This window comes from Desulfosporosinus sp. Tol-M2, assembly GCF_059735615.1.
In genome coordinates this window covers 16,588-32,579 of the sequence record NZ_JCAIJG010000099.1, presented here as the reverse complement: position 1 = coordinate 32,579, position 15,992 = coordinate 16,588, and the positions used below count along the sequence as shown (strand labels likewise).

11 protein-coding genes are annotated in these 15,992 nt (G+C 46.5%); all 11 read right to left on the bottom strand.

All coding sequences use genetic code 11. From position 1 onward, the window contains the following. Positions 1-326: 326 nt before the first annotated feature. Positions 327-980, bottom strand: a complete 654-nt coding sequence (locus AC6I5A_RS06920; RefSeq protein ID WP_034613427.1) for a vWA domain-containing protein — start codon at positions 978-980, stop codon at positions 327-329. A gap of 81 nt (positions 981-1,061) precedes the next feature. Next, complete coding sequence (locus AC6I5A_RS06915; RefSeq protein WP_034613425.1) at positions 1,062-1,784, bottom strand: hypothetical protein; 723 nt, start codon at positions 1,782-1,784, stop codon at positions 1,062-1,064. Between the two features lie 2 nt (positions 1,785-1,786). After that, positions 1,787-2,797 (bottom strand): macro domain-containing protein, encoded by a 1,011-nt coding sequence (locus tag AC6I5A_RS06910; protein WP_034613422.1) that lies wholly within the window; start codon positions 2,795-2,797, stop codon positions 1,787-1,789. Then, positions 2,797-4,074 (bottom strand): McrC family protein, encoded by a 1,278-nt coding sequence (locus AC6I5A_RS06905; protein WP_034613421.1) that lies wholly within the window; start codon positions 4,072-4,074, stop codon positions 2,797-2,799. The genes AC6I5A_RS06910 and AC6I5A_RS06905 overlap by 1 nt, the downstream gene beginning before the upstream one ends. Next, positions 4,061-6,316: a DUF8426 domain-containing protein gene (locus tag AC6I5A_RS06900; RefSeq protein ID WP_034613419.1), complete on the bottom strand. Its 2,256-nt coding sequence runs from the start codon at positions 6,314-6,316 to the stop codon at positions 4,061-4,063. The genes AC6I5A_RS06905 and AC6I5A_RS06900 overlap by 14 nt, the downstream gene beginning before the upstream one ends. A 27-nt stretch (positions 6,317-6,343) precedes the next feature. Continuing rightward, on the bottom strand, positions 6,344-8,632 hold the full coding sequence (locus AC6I5A_RS06895) for an AAA family ATPase (RefSeq protein WP_034613418.1): 2,289 nt from the start codon (positions 8,630-8,632) through the stop codon (positions 6,344-6,346). After that, positions 8,622-9,953 (bottom strand): DUF2130 domain-containing protein, encoded by a 1,332-nt coding sequence (locus tag AC6I5A_RS06890; RefSeq protein WP_034613415.1) that lies wholly within the window; start codon positions 9,951-9,953, stop codon positions 8,622-8,624. The genes AC6I5A_RS06895 and AC6I5A_RS06890 overlap by 11 nt, the downstream gene beginning before the upstream one ends. A gap of 24 nt (positions 9,954-9,977) precedes the next feature. Further along, entirely contained in the window at positions 9,978-13,001 is a 3,024-nt protein-coding gene (locus AC6I5A_RS06885) for a type III restriction-modification system endonuclease (RefSeq protein WP_497900562.1), read from the bottom strand. Between the two features lie 9 nt (positions 13,002-13,010). Next, a complete protein-coding gene (locus AC6I5A_RS06880; RefSeq protein WP_034613413.1) occupies positions 13,011-14,891 on the bottom strand; it encodes a site-specific DNA-methyltransferase in 1,881 nt (626 codons plus the stop codon). Positions 14,892-14,905: 14 nt separating this feature from the next. Further along, positions 14,906-15,382 carry a hypothetical protein gene (locus AC6I5A_RS06875; RefSeq protein WP_034613410.1) on the bottom strand — a complete coding sequence of 159 codons (477 nt, stop codon included), beginning with the start codon at positions 15,380-15,382 and terminating at the stop codon, positions 14,906-14,908. Further along, positions 15,379-15,990, bottom strand: a complete 612-nt coding sequence (locus AC6I5A_RS06870) for a DUF4391 domain-containing protein (protein ID WP_034613408.1) — start codon at positions 15,988-15,990, stop codon at positions 15,379-15,381. Before AC6I5A_RS06870 ends, AC6I5A_RS06875 begins: the two co-directional genes overlap by 4 nt. Between the last annotated feature and the right edge of the window lie 2 nt (positions 15,991-15,992).

The following is a 15,992-nucleotide window of genomic DNA, read 5'->3' as shown; positions in this document are numbered from 1 at the left end:
CGGGGTACCCCCATAATTTCGTGCATTGTGTACCCCCGGGGGCCGGAATTATTTCCCAATATGTTCCTGGGACGCTCAAAAACGGAAAAAAGCTCAAAAAATAAAGGGGCTAAATGCCCCGAAAGCGATGATATCAGGCTATCTAGACTCTATCAACGCTACCGTCTCAACGTGGAACGATAGCATCAGATTGATGTCGGGTTTGTGTTTGGCTGATTTTTCGTGCGAGGGAATACGTCGATGGCGATTTTGCGGTTGTTTCCTTCCGCGGGAATATGTCCACGGTATTATCTATTTATATCCGTTCGCGGGAATGTGTCTATAGTTTATTTCCGTCCCCCACGTTTCTTATAATCCTTTTGAATCTCGTCATTCCATCCTTCCGGCATAGCAGAGCACTCACGAAATGTGGCGACCGCTTCGCTCATCACGCGGAAGTTGAGCTCCACGCCCTCGCTGTCAGCGTGATAATTCTGAGCGCGATCGGGTGCGATGCCGAAGCGTGAAGCTGTCTGCACAGCGTCGATATTCGCGCCAAGGAAGATAAACTCCCAGCTGTACTTTGTCTTCTGTCTTTCGATCTGAGCCTTGATCTTTTCTGCTGAATATTCTCGGCTGGAGTTTTCCTCACCGTCCGTGATAATGACAAGCATTACTTTTTCGGCGCGGTAATCATCGGCGGTATGCTTCTGGGCATTACCGATTTTATGGATTGTCCTACCGATGGCATCAAGGAGCGCGGTTGAACCGCCAACCTGGTACTCCTTCTCAGTAATTGGGCTGACTGCCTTAATGTCTATGCGATCGTGGAGCAACTCATAGTTGTTATCAAATAACACGGTTGTGATATGGCATTCTCCCTCAATCGTCTGTTGTTTGGCAAGCATCGAGTTGTAACCACCTATAGTGTCAGTTTCCAGCCCACCCATAGAGCCGCTTTTATCCAGTATAAATACTAATTCAGTTAATCCTTTTTTCATTTCCATGTCCTCCTTAAGTTTTGTTGTGACTTAAGGATAACAAATTCGGAAGGGCAGCCGGTCGCTTTTCAAGCGACATAATCAGAGTGATAAGTCGAGTTTTGCAAAGTGATTTCTCCATGGGCTTTGGAGCATATTATCCACGCTTTCTATGATTTTTGACGCATGACTTGGTTGCAATACAAATATGTAGTCTCGAACTGTACCTCGCTTAAACGTTACGCCGGTGATAACTGCATTCTTTAGGATTAAGTCTTCATGCATCCAACTAAAACGCTGCAAATAGACTGATTCTTGCTCTCGGCAGCGGTGATTGTAAATGATTACGCTTTTTCCGGCGGCAAAATAATCGGCAATCTCGCTTGGGACCACGTATTTATTGCTTTTTGCGGACCCAGCGGATACGCTTTTTACAAGCAATCCATTATCTGGGTCAAGGAAAACAACATCCGCACACCTAAGCACTTCTAATGCTTTTATATGCCAATCTCTGCGTGAGAAAGTTCTCGATGGCGAACAAAGCACTTCGTGATAATAAACGGCATTTGGAATGAGATTCATATTTTCTAACGCCGAAACGCTGCGCTGATTATTGACTATTGCTTTTAGAGAATCTCTCAGAGAGTCATCGCAGCTGTTATATCTTGGATCTGTTGTATATCCAATATGTTTACCGTCGGCATTGTGGTTCTCATCTGGAGCCAAGTACCAATTTACGCCAATGCTAAGTTCTGACCTTTTGATTTGCCGAAGTAAACCAATTTTCCCAAAATCCCCAACATCTCCAGCATATCTATTTTGCATGCTCACCCTCCCAGCAACGGCTGGTCGTATTTGAACAGCACTTCGTTAATCTCAAAAATATCGTACTTCCTGCTGACAATAAAGTACTCGACAATAACATCGAACTTCTGGCTGTGGGACAGGGCATAGCCAGCCCGCTCCAAAAGGTCATCCGTTTCATCAAGCGACAACTCCAACGCTACTGCAAGGGCAATCGCTGTGCGTTTACTTGGTGTATATCCTTTTCCGGCTCTGATTTTTGAAAACAACTTTCGATCAAGGTTGGCGCGTTTATAGATTTCCACGTCCGTCTTGCCCTTGACATCAATCAACCGCAGGAGCGTCTCTGAGAAAGGCTCGTCCAGGCTGCCTACTAACTCATCAATACCTGTGCCAACCGTCGGTGCTTGCATAGGTGATGGCGCGTTATAGTTGATAAGGTCAGATTCCTCAAGGGATTCGCGCTCAATATCAAGCAATTCACGCCGAGTAAATTTATGTTCAGCAACATAATGCTCATCAATATAGCTCTCAACTTCACCTATAAGCTTCTCACTTAGCGAAAACGCCGCCTTATCAAATACAACAAGGTATACATCCAACTCGTGTTCTCTGAGGAAGTTTTGGATAGCTCCCGTGGCAACGCGCAAGGCTTCGTCTTTCGGGTAGCCATATATACCGCTTGAAATCAGCGGAAATGCTATGCTTTTGCACTTGTTCTCCAGCGCTCGGTTCAGACTATTTATATAGCAAAGGCGCAGTTGCTCTTCTTCACCGTTATTGCCACCACGGTAAACTGGTCCAGCTGTATGCACAACAAACTTAGCGGGTAACCCGAAGCCTGGTGTAATGACCGCATCGCCAGTTTGAATCGGCGCGAGATTGGCGCAGGCGGTTTGCAATTCAGACGCGCCTGCCGCCTTAAATATGGCCCCACAAACTCCTCCGCCCATCTGTAGTGCAGTGTTCGCTGCATTGACGATGGCATCAACTTTCATTTTCGTTAGGTCCTGTCGGACTATGGTAAAGGGCATCAGCACACCTCCGATAACAACTTGGAAATACTATCGTCCACATTTCTAAGATCAACAAATGAAACCCGCACATTGACATTGTCGTCAGATACGTACCTTATGTCTGTTTTACTTACAGCATCGGAATGAGGATACAACAGGGCAATCCCTTCCGCATTATACTTCTTGCTGTAAGCATACATTTGGTACATATCAGATTGCGAAATACCGCTGTTTCGTACGTTGTCGGACAGCAACTTCCACTTGGTGTCCATAATAACCGTATTCCCACCGAACTCCAAAACGAGGTCGGGACGTAGCGCAAAAGCACGAGTCGGGCTGTCAAACAGACTATATTTCGTATCCTGCGTCCGTAAATTCACACCGTTTCCGATGTGCTTGCGGAATTTAGACGCAATGAAACTCTCAAACACTTTTTCCATCGGGAACAAGAGGGCAAGTGCAATCGCACTTCCAGAAAATGCGGTAAAACTGTTTCCTTTCAGAAAAACACGGCACCATGAGATAGCTTTTTCGTAGTGGTTTATACTGCGGTCAACAAAGCACTTCGAGAAATCTGAATCCACACTTTTGGAATAATCCACTCTATCAAAAAAAGATAGTAGCCGCATTGCGTTTCGGCGGTTGTTCGCATCAGCTGTAGTTTTCAACAAGAAGTCGAGCGTGGACTTTATCAGACGGTTTTCCGGCCTGTTTAGATTGAAATCATCATAGCGAACGAAAACCCGCTCGCGACTAACCAGATTATATTTGATATTTTGGGAAGCCAGCAGTTTCCCTTTATAAAACCGTTCATTTGCCTCAACCGGCATATATGCAGCCTTTAACCCTTGCTTGGTGAGGATTGCGACCTCGTCAATGAACATTTTAATAAAAATCTCGAGCAGGCTTAGGTGATCAGTTCGAAGACTGGAAACGTTGAAATTCTTAAATGATACATCTTTTAGCGTTTTCAACATTTCAAGAAATATCTGCTTCGTTTCTCCCTCAGATAAATTTGCTCCCGCTATTTTAGGCAGAATTTCTATGACCGTTCCATCAGTCATGGTTATCAAACCTACATAATTTCGGGCGGTGATAATCTTGCCCACACCTCTTCGAGCGGAGAGTGAAAGCAGTTCGACAGCCTCAGTCTCCGCGCCTGTGTTGTTGGCGAGAATAAATGCTTCAAGGGCGTCAAAGGTTCTTTCGGGCAACCCCTGATAACCATATAGAGCCACACCGCGCGTAAACCCACCATATTCCGGTATAGTGTAAGTCTTATTACAAGAACGCATAGGCATCTATCCTCTTAAATGCCGCACTATTAATCTCGAAGTATTCAGGGAAGTCAATGTCGGCGTTCCCGAAAAGTTTCACGGCATCAGTCTTTTTTACAATAAAGCGTGTACTATCATCTGGCTTCTGGTTGTCGCCTAACACAAGCTGAATCTTCTCATAATCATCGTAGAAATACTCCTGCAAGAGTGGCACTATCGTATATTCAAAAATTGCAGCAAGATTTTCAATCGTTGGAGCATTTTTTAGCGACAGCAGATAGGAATGCCCAATAGTGTGTTCGCGGTCTAGTAAAACAGTAATGCGCTTATTGAGAGTATCAAGCATTTGGGAAATGTCTATACCATCAACAAGAACATCGGTAAGTGTCGATGATTCAGGGTGCATCTCTACAAAGCTGAACCTGCGACGTAATGCGGTATCAATAAGGGCGATAGACCGGTCAGCGGTATTCATTGTACCGATGAGGTAGACGTTATCCGGCACACCGAAATGCTGTCCTGAATATGGCAGCATGGCACGAAGCTGTTCTTTTGCCCCAATTCTCTTTGACGGTTCGAGAAGGGTTATCAATTCACCGAAGATTTTTGATATGTTGCCTCGATTGATCTCGTCTATGATAAAAACACGGTTCGGAATTTTTACATTTTGCGTAAAAAGAGTTGGTTTTGCCTTCCTGAGGATCTGAAGAGCATCGGACACAGATACCGACAGCTTATAAACCGATGAAAGAGTCATTGTTTTTCCAGCATTAAGGTCAACTACATCCTCATTTATTCCCTTAACAAGCCATCTTACTTTACGTAGTCGCTTGTAGTGTTGGTATTCATCATGCCATTCCGGTTCGCCTGTGATAACGCCGATTGCATCTATCGTTTTGCTTGAATAGCAGGACATAACGATATCGCCGATTTGCATCCGGTTATAAAAGGCATTCAATACGGTACTGCCGCCATCATTACTATAGTCCGTGGCATCGGAGATTGTTTCACCATATCCGTCCCATCCGATTCTTATATGGTTATTATCCATGCACTCGGTACGCGTAGGATTATCACCAGTTCCTTCAAGGGAAACCTTCCAAACTGATGGACTCTTGCCAATCCCCAAATCCACACTCGCACCACTGCCAATTGGCGTTCCGGCTTTATCACAGAAGGACTTAAAAATCCCGTCGTGTACCTCATATTCAATTTCCCGCCCTGTCTCAGCGTTTTCCTCCGCTGATACTACGGGGCGTATCCCCTCAATGAACTCCTCATAACCGAACGATTGGTGAAAGGTAGTAAATGCTACTAAACCATCATCTTTATATTTTAAGTAACGGTTGAATACAGCTGCATACTCCTCGGATTTGATGGTATCAAGCTGTTTCTCCTCAATAATCGAAACAGCATAAAGTACGGTGCTGTAGGTTTTACCCGTACCGGGAGTTCCGCAGAGAATGAGATTCTTTGCAAACTTTGTGGTTTTATCTACTGGTGCTGTTGCCACACTCTGCATCACATTTTGTCCGCTTGCAGCAGGCACTTCTGGCTCAGATGTAGTGCTTGTACTTTTTTCAGTCCATGCGCTGTGAGATAGTTCCGGAAACGAAATCTCAGATTCTTGTTTAGCAAGTTCATTTTTCAAGGACTCTAAAAACTTCACATATTCGTCACCTGTGCAACTGCCACTCGGAGCGGTTATTCCATAGTGGGCAGACACGAAAGCACGCGAATTGCCATCAAGGGGCATAAACACGTTGGGGCGCATCCAATAAAGTCCCATAGTGACATAAGCCAGACCGTTCCCATTGACAGCGATAGCCTTTTCAAATGCTTTTTTGAATTCATCAGAGAAGATGTTTGTTTTAGCAACTTCCATCGCAAGAATGAACAACTCCCAAATCTCATCAGGCCCTGCAAAGAAAGACTTCCTATTATCCATCACAGGAATACCTGTAAACTGGGTTGGAGCGGGGAGTTGCATATCAAAAGTTCCAGAGAGGACTTTCGCCAGCGCGGTACGATTCGCATCGGTCGTACCGCGATTCATAACCCCAATAACAGAAAACGGATCAATTTGATGGTTGCGCGGTCCCCACCAGTCTTCCCGCTCAAAATGGAGATACTTCATAAGCGGCTGCTCTGATGTAACCTTTTTTATCAATTCATAGAGCTCACTTCGTTTATTGCTGTATGCAAGCAGCTTGTCTGCAAGCGCCTCGTAAAACGGCACCCATTGATATGCATTTTCCATAACTTTTCCCTCCGCCTATTGCAATTATTATATATCCTCGCCCATCATCATGTTGTAGTGCTGCTCCTGCTGCAGGGCTTCAAAAATCAGCTTAAACACGTCCTTATATAGGGTAATGTCGGCACAGTCATCAACATAATTCAAGCCATCGCTCAGTCCGACGGAGTTGACACTTATATAGGAAAGCATAGCTGAGGCAAGATGATATTTCGTATAATCAGGTAAGCCTTCCGCAGGAGTCACAACGAATTTATCCTTATTCTCTTCCAGAACCCGCTTTCGGACATTCACTCCGTCGTAACCGCAAAGCTGCATGAAGTAGTATTCCAGAATGCGCCGGATGACGTTCAACACCGGAATTACTGTGTCAACCTCACGGTACTCACTCCAAAGGGCAGCATAAGAGTTCTGTACGGGGTTAAAATTCTCGTTTTCTGTGGGTATTTTTTGGCTTGGTCGCACGCAATGTCTTATCGACGAATTATTGCTCGCCTTGTTCACAACAAAGAACGAAACGCATTGGTAGCGGTGCGTCTGGTTGTATGTTATTTCCCTATGGAAATATACATTATGAGTCAGTATGAAAATCTGTTTGATATAGTCGCCCTCCACCTGGTTATCCAGGTAGCTGGCGTTATTATGACAGACCTCGACCATCTCCCGCACCAATGTGCTGACAATAAACAGAACGCTGCTGTCCATGCTAGAAACAGGGTCATCGATAACGACAATCTTGTCCTTGCTGACATCGGCATCGTTATGGCTACCGCGTACAAGGTGATAAAAGTATAGAAAAGCTATGAAGTTTCGCTCGCCCTCGCTGAGGTTAGCGGCGACTTGACCGTCGTGGCGGACCACTTCATAGACATTCTGCTGACCACGTTTTTCACGAAGGATAAAGCCTTGAAAACCGGAATCACGGAGCAGGTCATTAATGCTCTTTATGGTCGGCGCGGTGCTGACGATCCGCTTGTTGAGGTCGGCAATTTCAGTCTCAAACGCCCGTAAAGCGCTACGGGTATCATTAATCTGCTTTGTCAACGCCACAATTTCACCGTCCAGATTCGTCCGGCTCGTTTTATACGATGAAACCACGCTCTGGAGTGTAAATGCAATGAGTTCCCAAACCTTAGTCTTGCACTCCGCCTGTTTCTGTTGCTTGGCATTGACCACTGAGTTGTTGGCTTGGATAAGCTGATTGAATCCAGCGATAAGCTCGTTCAACTCCTCGCGGACAGTCTTTACCGCGTCATTATCAATAGCAACTACAGAAGATGGCTCCTTAATTTTTGAAGCAATTATCTGTAGATTGCTCTCAATCAGTTTTTGAAAAAAAGCGAGTTTGCCTTCATATTCCTTGGTGCTGATTTTTGGAAACACGTCTTGCAAGTTTGCCTTCAGCAACTCGACAAAGCCCTGCATATCGCTCTGATAATCTTCGTAAAAGTTGCGGAGTGCATCGATATCTTCTTGGTATTGGGCATCAAAGCAGGCGGCGAGTTGCTCTTCAAAATCGCTAGGCAACTCCTGCTGACAGTATGGGCATTTGCCGTCAGCTGTGCCGGTGAAATGCTCATGCCCTTGCCGTACCCAGTCCGTTGCGTTTAAGGCTTTAATGAAGCCAGCAAACGGCGTGTTTCCACTGCTTGTGATTGGCTTGGCAAGTAGGTCGTTGCCGTTTGAGTCTTTCAGCCTTGTCACTCTGCCTAATTGTTGGAACTCCCTGTATGTACGAGCATTTGGATCAAACGCAGTTTCATATAATGATTTCAGTTCCTCTGTGTTGTGTTCAGTCGGATTAGCTATTTGAAGTACACGGTCAGCAAACTGTGCCTTGCGCTTGAACCCGGTCTGTGTAGCGTCGAACGCATCGCGGATGCTTTTTGTCTTATTCCAACAACCATCTTGAAAATTACCGAGTAAAGTCTCTCTTGCTGATTCTTTGCGTTCTTTTTCGGTGGTTCGCTCTATAGCTAATTTGTCCTGCTCGGATTTTTGCTGTGTCTTTTCTGCAATTGAGTTTTGAATCTCGATGTTCTGCTCGCCGACGGTGAACACGCCTTTAAGATTACCGTAGTTACGGAAGTTAGCGTCCACGAATTCCTGATTATATACCAGCACACTATAATCGGCGGCAGATTTTCCATCCTGCCAGGCAATGCCGCTGTCAGTACCAATTTCCCTAGCAATTGTTGATTTTTCAGTGCCGTTGTTTCCATATATGAAGTTGATCAGAGTAGGAGTGAAAGGTACACTGTGAAATGTGGCGGCATCAAGAGCAATGTGCTCAACCGCTGAAGTCATTTTAGTATTCATCTTCATCCCTCCCTGAAATACTTATTTTTTTAGGTGATTCTTCGTTTTTCGACGCTGCCGTATAGCTCACGTCTCCATCAATATCGAGTCCTGGAAGCGCAATAATCTCCTTGCCAGCAATACCTTGCAGGTCGCCACTCATACCATAAAGGCTGCTGGTTACCTTCTGCAGGATTTTCTCCTGCGCTGCCCACCGCTTCTGGGCTTGCTTCTTTTCGGTGTCAAGTTGTTTTGCCATTTCATCATATGACTCAATGATATACCGGATGCGGTTGCTGAATTCACCGCCAGTCAGGTAATTATAAATCATCTCGATTTTTACGTCCTTACCCTCGGCATTACGGTTGGCAACAGCCACCTTGACACAGACATCGCGTAAAAATGTGGCGAGCATTATAGTGTAGCGGGGTTTTACAAGCCAGATGTTATCCGCAAGCTGTTTAAAATCGTCACCGCCTCCGTCTGTTGGATTAAACACAATCACGCCGATTTGAGCTTTCTCGGTTGCTAGCTCGTCTTTTAATTTCCCTAACCAGCCCGCTTGATATGTCTTGGCGTTCTTACATTCCCATAGAACCAGTCCGCAGTTTTGATAGAACTGCTCATTGACAACCTGACGAATGTCGGAGCCGCGTTCGCCTTTCTTTACCTCGTCGATAGTATCAAAAGGGAAGGCCGCGCGTAAGGCTTGCTCAATATCAAGTTCGAGAATTTCACCCTGTAACTGCTGTGACCCTTGCTCTGCCACCTGTTTTGCGGCGGTAAGCTGCTCACGCAATCTATTGATGGTTTCCTCTTGCTCGCGGATTTTCGTGTTGAAATCCTCAGAGGCTCGGCTAGCCGCTTCCTCGCGAATGAGTTTCTCTTTTTCCAAAAGTTCCTTACGGGCGGCAATTTCTGCGTCTTCTCTCGCTTTATTAGCCTTGCTTAACTCTTCGAGCAGGGATTTCATCTGCTCACGCAACTGTTTCTCGCTCTCTTTTGCACTTTCAGCTTGCTGGCGGAGCCGATCGCTTTCAAGCTCTGTAGACTGCTTTGCCTTTTCGACCTCAAATTCAGTAGATTGCTTTGCCTTTTCCAGTTCGAGCTTAGCGGCTTGCCGTTCCCGAGCAAGCAGAAGTTCAGCAGCTTGTTGAGTCTCGCTCACGGCGCTTTGGACAGCTTGCTTGAGTTTCGCCTCGGCTTGAATATCAAATTCTTTCCGCAGAGTTTCAGATTGCTCAGTTTTAGCCCTAAGCAGCTCCTCCTCAATCTGATGCTGAATAGCATCAGAGATCTCGAAGGATTTCTTGCAATACGGGCAAGTAATCATTGAATTCATGGCTTTACTCCTTAGTCTACAGATTTATGCCTGTACCAGTTCCCATAGCCTGTCGTAGCTGTCTACCACATCGTACCTGACATTCTCGCCGCTGATGGCACGGAAATGCTCGCGAGCGCAATGGGCCTTGGCTTCCTCGATTTTTCGTAGCTCCAAACCTAAATCGCCCTTCGTTTCAGCGACAAAGTATATGTGCTTCACCTTGCCCTCATAGAATGCGATCGCCCAGTCCGGATTGTATTTCCCGACGGGAGTACTGATATAAAAGCCCTTCGGCAGCTTGACATAGACTTCGACCTCCTGACTGTGTGCTTCAAGCTGATTAGCGAAGTCGCGCTCGTTTGTTGAGTCATAGATGACGTAGTCGTACAAATGCCTTTTAGCTTCTAAAGCGTTAACGCCCAAAGCTCCTTTTTTAAGGTCTGGTTCGGTGAAAATATTCGTGCTAAACACGGAGGTCAGTTTATCGTAGGTTATATGCTCTATTATCGCTGTGGCTTTTTGCTCGTTGATAATGTTTGCAGCACGTATGATAAACTCCTCAGGATTATCACCGAACTGCTCAAAGACCGCTTTTTCAATGCCGACTAGTATGCCAACAACGGCTTGCCGGGTCAGCCCAGTTTCGGTAACGATTTTACCTACAAGGTCGTAGCGAACCGAGCTACTAGCTTTCATTTCTGTGTACGACGACGCTTCTTCTCGCACCATATCAGCGCGGACAAAAGCTTCGCCCGCTTGCAGTTGAGCTTTGGACTCAATTGTCTTTGCCTGTTCGCCTTTCTCCACCTTGAAATAAATTTTGGATACTCGCAGCCTGATGTCCAATTCCGCGATAGACTTCTTGACCAGTTCGTCCTCGTCAAAGCCGACAACGTAGTAACTTCTGCCGTTGATGCGTGACCAGAGTTCTTGGAACGCACGGCTATTCATCTTATCCTTGTCAAGCGTCACATCAACTGTGTTTTTGCGGGCGTTCTCTGGTTTGTTGGCATTCGGATCGTAGACAGAATCAAGCACAGCGATAACCTCTGTGGCACGGGAGGCGGCTTCCTCCGGCACCTCAAGTGTGCCGTTCTTTTTCGCTTCGTAGTATTTCTCTGTCAGTTCGCCACGCTTTACATAACCGTTTTCAATAAGGCTCTCATAGATGGCAAGAGCGGTATCTTCGCCAAATTTCTCGTCAAATAGCTTTGCTTCGACCTTGCGAGGACGGTCTGCAACTGCCTCGGCAATCTCGCTCTGCAACCCTTTGGCAAAACTATCGTAGCTTTCATTGGCGATAACTGTCAGCACATTGACGTTGTGTATCTCTTCGCGAGAGAGAACATTCTCATCCATACGCTCGCCACTCTGATTGACGGCAAGGCGTAAACCGCGTCCGACTTCCTGACGTTTGCGGACATCGCTACCGCTTTGTTTCAGGGTACATATTTGAAATACATTCGGGTTATCCCAGCCCTCACGAAGGGCGGAGTGGCTGAATATGAAACGCACAGGCTCGCGCCGATCAAGCAGACGCTCCTTATCCTTCATAATAAGATCGTAAGCATCAGCATCATCGGATGTACGTTCTTTCTTATCTCCGAGTTTGCTGTCAATCATACGACCGCTTTTCTTGTCAATCGAGAAATATCCGGCGTGTGTACGCTCGGCAGGTATGCCCTCAAGGTATTTCTGGTACTCCTCTGAATCATCAAGTGTAAGCTGCCTGTTTCCGACGACTGCTTTGTACTCTTCCTCGAAAATCTGCGCGTAACTGCCGCCCGTGGCATTGCCATGTGCGTCGTACTGCTTGTATTTCGCTACCTCGTCAATAAAGAACAAAGACAGGACCTTGATGCCCTTGGCAAACAACTGACGTTCACGCTCAATGTGGGAGAGGATGGTTTCCCTTATTTGAATACGGCGCAGCTGCTCCTCGCTGACCGAGCCGATAACATCGCCCGCGAATAGCTTCTTTCCGTTAGTAAATTCCACGGACGAATCCCGGCCGTCAATCCGTAAAACCGTGTAGCCGTCCTTGTACTCGGCTAGTTCGCCAGAGTTGTCGAACAAACTGTAACCCTCACTGACAATCCTTGAAACCTTACGGATGCCGGAGTTGCCCTTTATGTCAAACTCAATCGTTGCAGTAGGATTGCCCTTTGAGAGGTTGATGCTCTGTATGTAGACATAACCCTCGGTGGCGGTGCTTCCGGAAACCGATATGCCTTTGACGGCTATCTTCTTAACAAGCTTCTTGTTATAGGCTTCAAGCGCATCAAGTCGATATATCATATTATATACGCTATCCGCGCGATGAGTTGCTGAATAGCGGAGCGTTACTAGCGGAGCAAACTCTTTAAGTCGCTCTTTGGTGGCCGCACCCTCGACCGACTGCGGCTCATCGATTATCAGAATCGGGTTCGTCTTCGCCAAGATGTCAATAGGGCGACGCGAGCGGAACTCGTCCAATTTCATATAGATACGCCTTGCGTCCTTGCCTCTGGCATTGAATGCTTGGCTGTTGATGATCATTACGTTTATTGCGCTGTCAGATGCAAAGCGATCAATCTCGGTAAGCTGCGCCGAGTTATAAATGAAGAAGCGAATCTTCTTACCATAGTCTTCGGCAAAGTGCTCTTCAGTCATTTGGAATGACTTATAAACGCCCTCACGGATGGCAACGCTTGGCACAACAATGATAAATTTGCTCCACCCGTACCGTTTATTGAGTTCATACATCGTCTTGATGTAGGTGTAGGTCTTGCCTACGCCGGTCTCCATCTCCACCGTCAGGTTATAGCGTCCATCAAGCGCGTCAGACGGCTTGATTTGCCCTGACCTCTGAATGGTACGAATATGCTCCAGAATCTTGTCTTCGCCGATAGCCACAGGCGCGTTGTTAAAGCCCGTAAAGTTTCGAGCGTCGTCAAGCCCCATCTGCCCTAAACCGGGGTCTATCATATATGTCGGTGAGTGAAACGGCTGACCTGCAAACACGTCGCAAACAGCAGTCGCTGCGTCTGATTGGAACTTTTGGTGCCGGAATTGTAGCTTCATCATCGCACCCCCTTATATCACTCTGACCGTGGTATTCGGCGCGAGGAGTTTGAATATCTCAAATACGTTTATTTTTTCTGGCGAGCTGGTAAAGCTGCTGTCACGGAAAACAGCGCGAAGTGGCTGTCGGCTTGCGATTTCACGGACTGCCTTTTCGCTGATACGATCTTCAAAGCAGGCAATTAGGTCACCGTCGTTATAGGTATGGACGGAGTAGCCTTCAATCTTCTCGTGAGTGTGTGGCATTGATAGTGGAAGTCCCCAGTCGAGCAAGCAGCTGTATAACAGGTCCATATCGGAGCGGTCTTCCTTTATATTTGACTGCATCATCAGAATCATATCTTGTGTATAGTCGCCCGCAGCATAGTAAACCTCGTTCATGTTTGTGTCATCAAGTTTAAGGACACGGAAGCCAATATCAAGCCCCTTCGCAGTCAATCCAGCCTCGCCTTTAATTTTATCTCCGGCACGGCGAATGCGCTCCTTGCCGATTTCGCAGATTGTAGCATATCCTGCCTTCGCCGCCTCCGTACCATCGCCACAGACTTCGGGCAACTGCACCATTACAAACTTGCGCTTGCCACTGTCCTCGGCGTTAAGCTGCATCACCGCGTGGGCGGTGGTGGCGGAACCGGAGAAGAAGTCAAGGATAATATCTCCAGGGTCGGTTGCTACGCGCATCATTTTAAGAACCAGTTCAATTGGTTTTGCCGTATCGAAAGAAGCATTTCCAAACAACTCAAGTATCGTTTTTTTCCCTTCTTTATTAGAGGAAACTGCATCCCAATAATTTGTTATTGGTTGCCCCTTGCTTTCATGTGCATATATAACTCTCTGAGGCACTCCGCTCTTATCCTTACCAAAATATACACGTCCATTGGATAGTAGCTGCTCATAGCTTTTTTCAGGATATGCCCATAATCTTTTATGCTTAGCACCACTTGGTGTAGTAATGGTATAAGTGTATCCACCACCACTCAAACCTTTTGAAACCGTGAGTGGTACTGGCCGCCATTTACCATCCGGAAAATCAGGTGTGGGGGCATTATATGATTTAGCGACATACTCCTCTGAAATTGGCTCCAGTTTCAAATCAGCAAAAGAGCTTTTGGAATAACAGAGAATATACTCGCCTTGTACAGCAACATTTTTTGAGTCGCTTGAGATTTCTTTTTTTCGTTTCCAGCAGAAGCAAGCCAAAAAATTACTCTCCCCAAAAACCTCATCACTAATCTTTCGGAGTTGAGCAACTTCACCATCATCAATACTAATGAATATCACGCCGTCAGTAGTCAGGAGATTCCGTGCCAAAACAAGGCGCGGATAAATCATGCTGCACCAGTCAGAGTGGAAGCGGCCGTTTGTTTCGGTATTCTTGAACAGGCGGTCACCATCCTCTTCGTATACACCTGTTTCTTCCTCGTAGTCCTCGCGGCTGGCGGTGAAGTTGTCACGGTAAACAAAGTCGTTGCCTGTGTTATAAGGCGGGTCGATATATACCATTTTGACCTTACCGAGGTAGCTCTCCTGTAAAAGCTTTAGCACGTCGAGGTTGTCGCCCTCTATGTAAAGATTCTCTGTAGTGTCCCAATCGCGGCTACCGCTGCTACAATACGGTTTGCCTGTGCTATCTGTGCCTGTTGGTATAGTCTCGTCTTTTATAACGGGGCGTAAGGTCTTGCGTATCGGTCGTCCAGCTTCGGCAATAGCAGCACGTTTGCCCACCCAAGTGAATTCGTAGGCTTCGTCGGTGAACACGTCCTCACCGAGCATGGCGCGGAGCAGGTCAATGTTAACGTTCCCCTCGGTAACCACGCCTGGGAAAAGTTCAGCTATTTTCGCCACATTTTCAGCGGTAAGGTTAGGGGTTTCAAATTTCATTTTATCTGACATTGGTTTATTCCTCCTTATAATGGCAGTTTATCAATTATCGGTTGCGCTAACTGCCATACAGTCGTGGCGTAACCAGCTATCTTTGCGAGGGTTTCAGCATCCTTGATTGTTTGCGTTATCCTGCCCATAACCTTTGTATAGACTGATTTTGCTTCACCCTGACTTTTGGCTTTAGCTATTGTCAAAACCTCGGCGATGATCGAGATCAGCTCATCTTGCTGTTCGTTACTTTTGCTTATTAGATCAACTAGCGTATAGAGATTCGCAGTATTTTGTTCGATTGCATTAAGGCTTCGAATTGTCTCTTGCCTATATGCTTCCTCAGCGGCTTCTTTACGTTCGCGCTCTCTTTGAACAGCTTCCATGGCTCTGCTCGCTTGTCGCTCACTTTCAGAGATTTGCTGTGCCAGCATGTTGCTGTAATTCGGCTGAAAGTTAGACAAATCTATTTTTGGCATATTCGCCGGGTCATATTTTAATCCTTCGCTCATCCCAATCCCTCCAATTCTACTCGCAGCCGTTTCAATTCGCTGTTTAGTTCAACCTGCCTATTAAACTGTTTCTCCCGCAGGACTTTCTTTTCCAAAGCGGCGATATCACGTTCCAGTTTCTGCCGCTGTTTATCACGGTCAACCGCCTCGGCAATATCGCCTTCCGTTCCGAGCCGCCCGCCCGCTATCTGTCGTGACAAGTTCTCGTAGACAGCATCCAGATTCAGTCCCTCGAACTTCAGTGTGAACCCGCCAAGCGGAAACCAGTCCGTATTGTAGAACGTGCCGGACGCTTCCATCCACGACTGTGCCTCGTCACCGAAAGTCAAAACAAATAGAATTTTATAAGGTATCGCTTTGGCAATTGCAAGCAGCACACGCTTGTCAAGCCCACGCTGCCGTAAAGCTACCTCAAACACCTGAATCTCTTTCACGGTCTCACCGGCGGCTACGCCTACTGTGCTGTCGGCCAGTTTGTTTCGCCAGACGACCGATTCTATCTGGTCTTTTATCATATCGCGCAACTGAGTAGTCAGCGTCGCATTGGCGTAGAGCTTTTCTTTCGCCACACGGCGGTTTACCTCAGTCGAGCGGGGTAATCCTAACATAG

Excerpts from the sequence above, each read along its gene's own strand:
- AC6I5A_RS06870 (WP_034613408.1), bottom strand. The coding sequence starts at position 15,990 with ATGTTAGGATTACCCCGCTCGACTGAGGTAAACCGCCGTGTGGCGAAA.
- AC6I5A_RS06895 (WP_034613418.1), bottom strand. The coding sequence starts at position 8,632 with ATGAATACTAAAATGACTTCAGCGGTTGAGCACATTGCTCTTGATGCC.
- AC6I5A_RS06920 (WP_034613427.1), bottom strand. The coding sequence starts at position 980 with ATGAAAAAAGGATTAACTGAATTAGTATTTATACTGGATAAAAGCGGC.
- AC6I5A_RS06880 (WP_034613413.1), bottom strand. The coding sequence starts at position 14,891 with ATGTCAGATAAAATGAAATTTGAAACCCCTAACCTTACCGCTGAAAAT.
- AC6I5A_RS06910 (WP_034613422.1), bottom strand. The coding sequence starts at position 2,797 with ATGCCCTTTACCATAGTCCGACAGGACCTAACGAAAATGAAAGTTGAT.
- AC6I5A_RS06915 (WP_034613425.1), bottom strand. The coding sequence starts at position 1,784 with ATGCAAAATAGATATGCTGGAGATGTTGGGGATTTTGGGAAAATTGGT.
- AC6I5A_RS06890 (WP_034613415.1), bottom strand. The coding sequence starts at position 9,953 with ATGAATTCAATGATTACTTGCCCGTATTGCAAGAAATCCTTCGAGATC.
- AC6I5A_RS06875 (WP_034613410.1), bottom strand. The coding sequence starts at position 15,382 with ATGAGCGAAGGATTAAAATATGACCCGGCGAATATGCCAAAAATAGAT.
- AC6I5A_RS06900 (WP_034613419.1), bottom strand. The coding sequence starts at position 6,316 with ATGGAAAATGCATATCAATGGGTGCCGTTTTACGAGGCGCTTGCAGAC.
- AC6I5A_RS06885 (WP_497900562.1), bottom strand. The coding sequence starts at position 13,001 with ATGATGAAGCTACAATTCCGGCACCAAAAGTTCCAATCAGACGCAGCG.
- AC6I5A_RS06905 (WP_034613421.1), bottom strand. The coding sequence starts at position 4,074 with ATGCGTTCTTGTAATAAGACTTACACTATACCGGAATATGGTGGGTTT.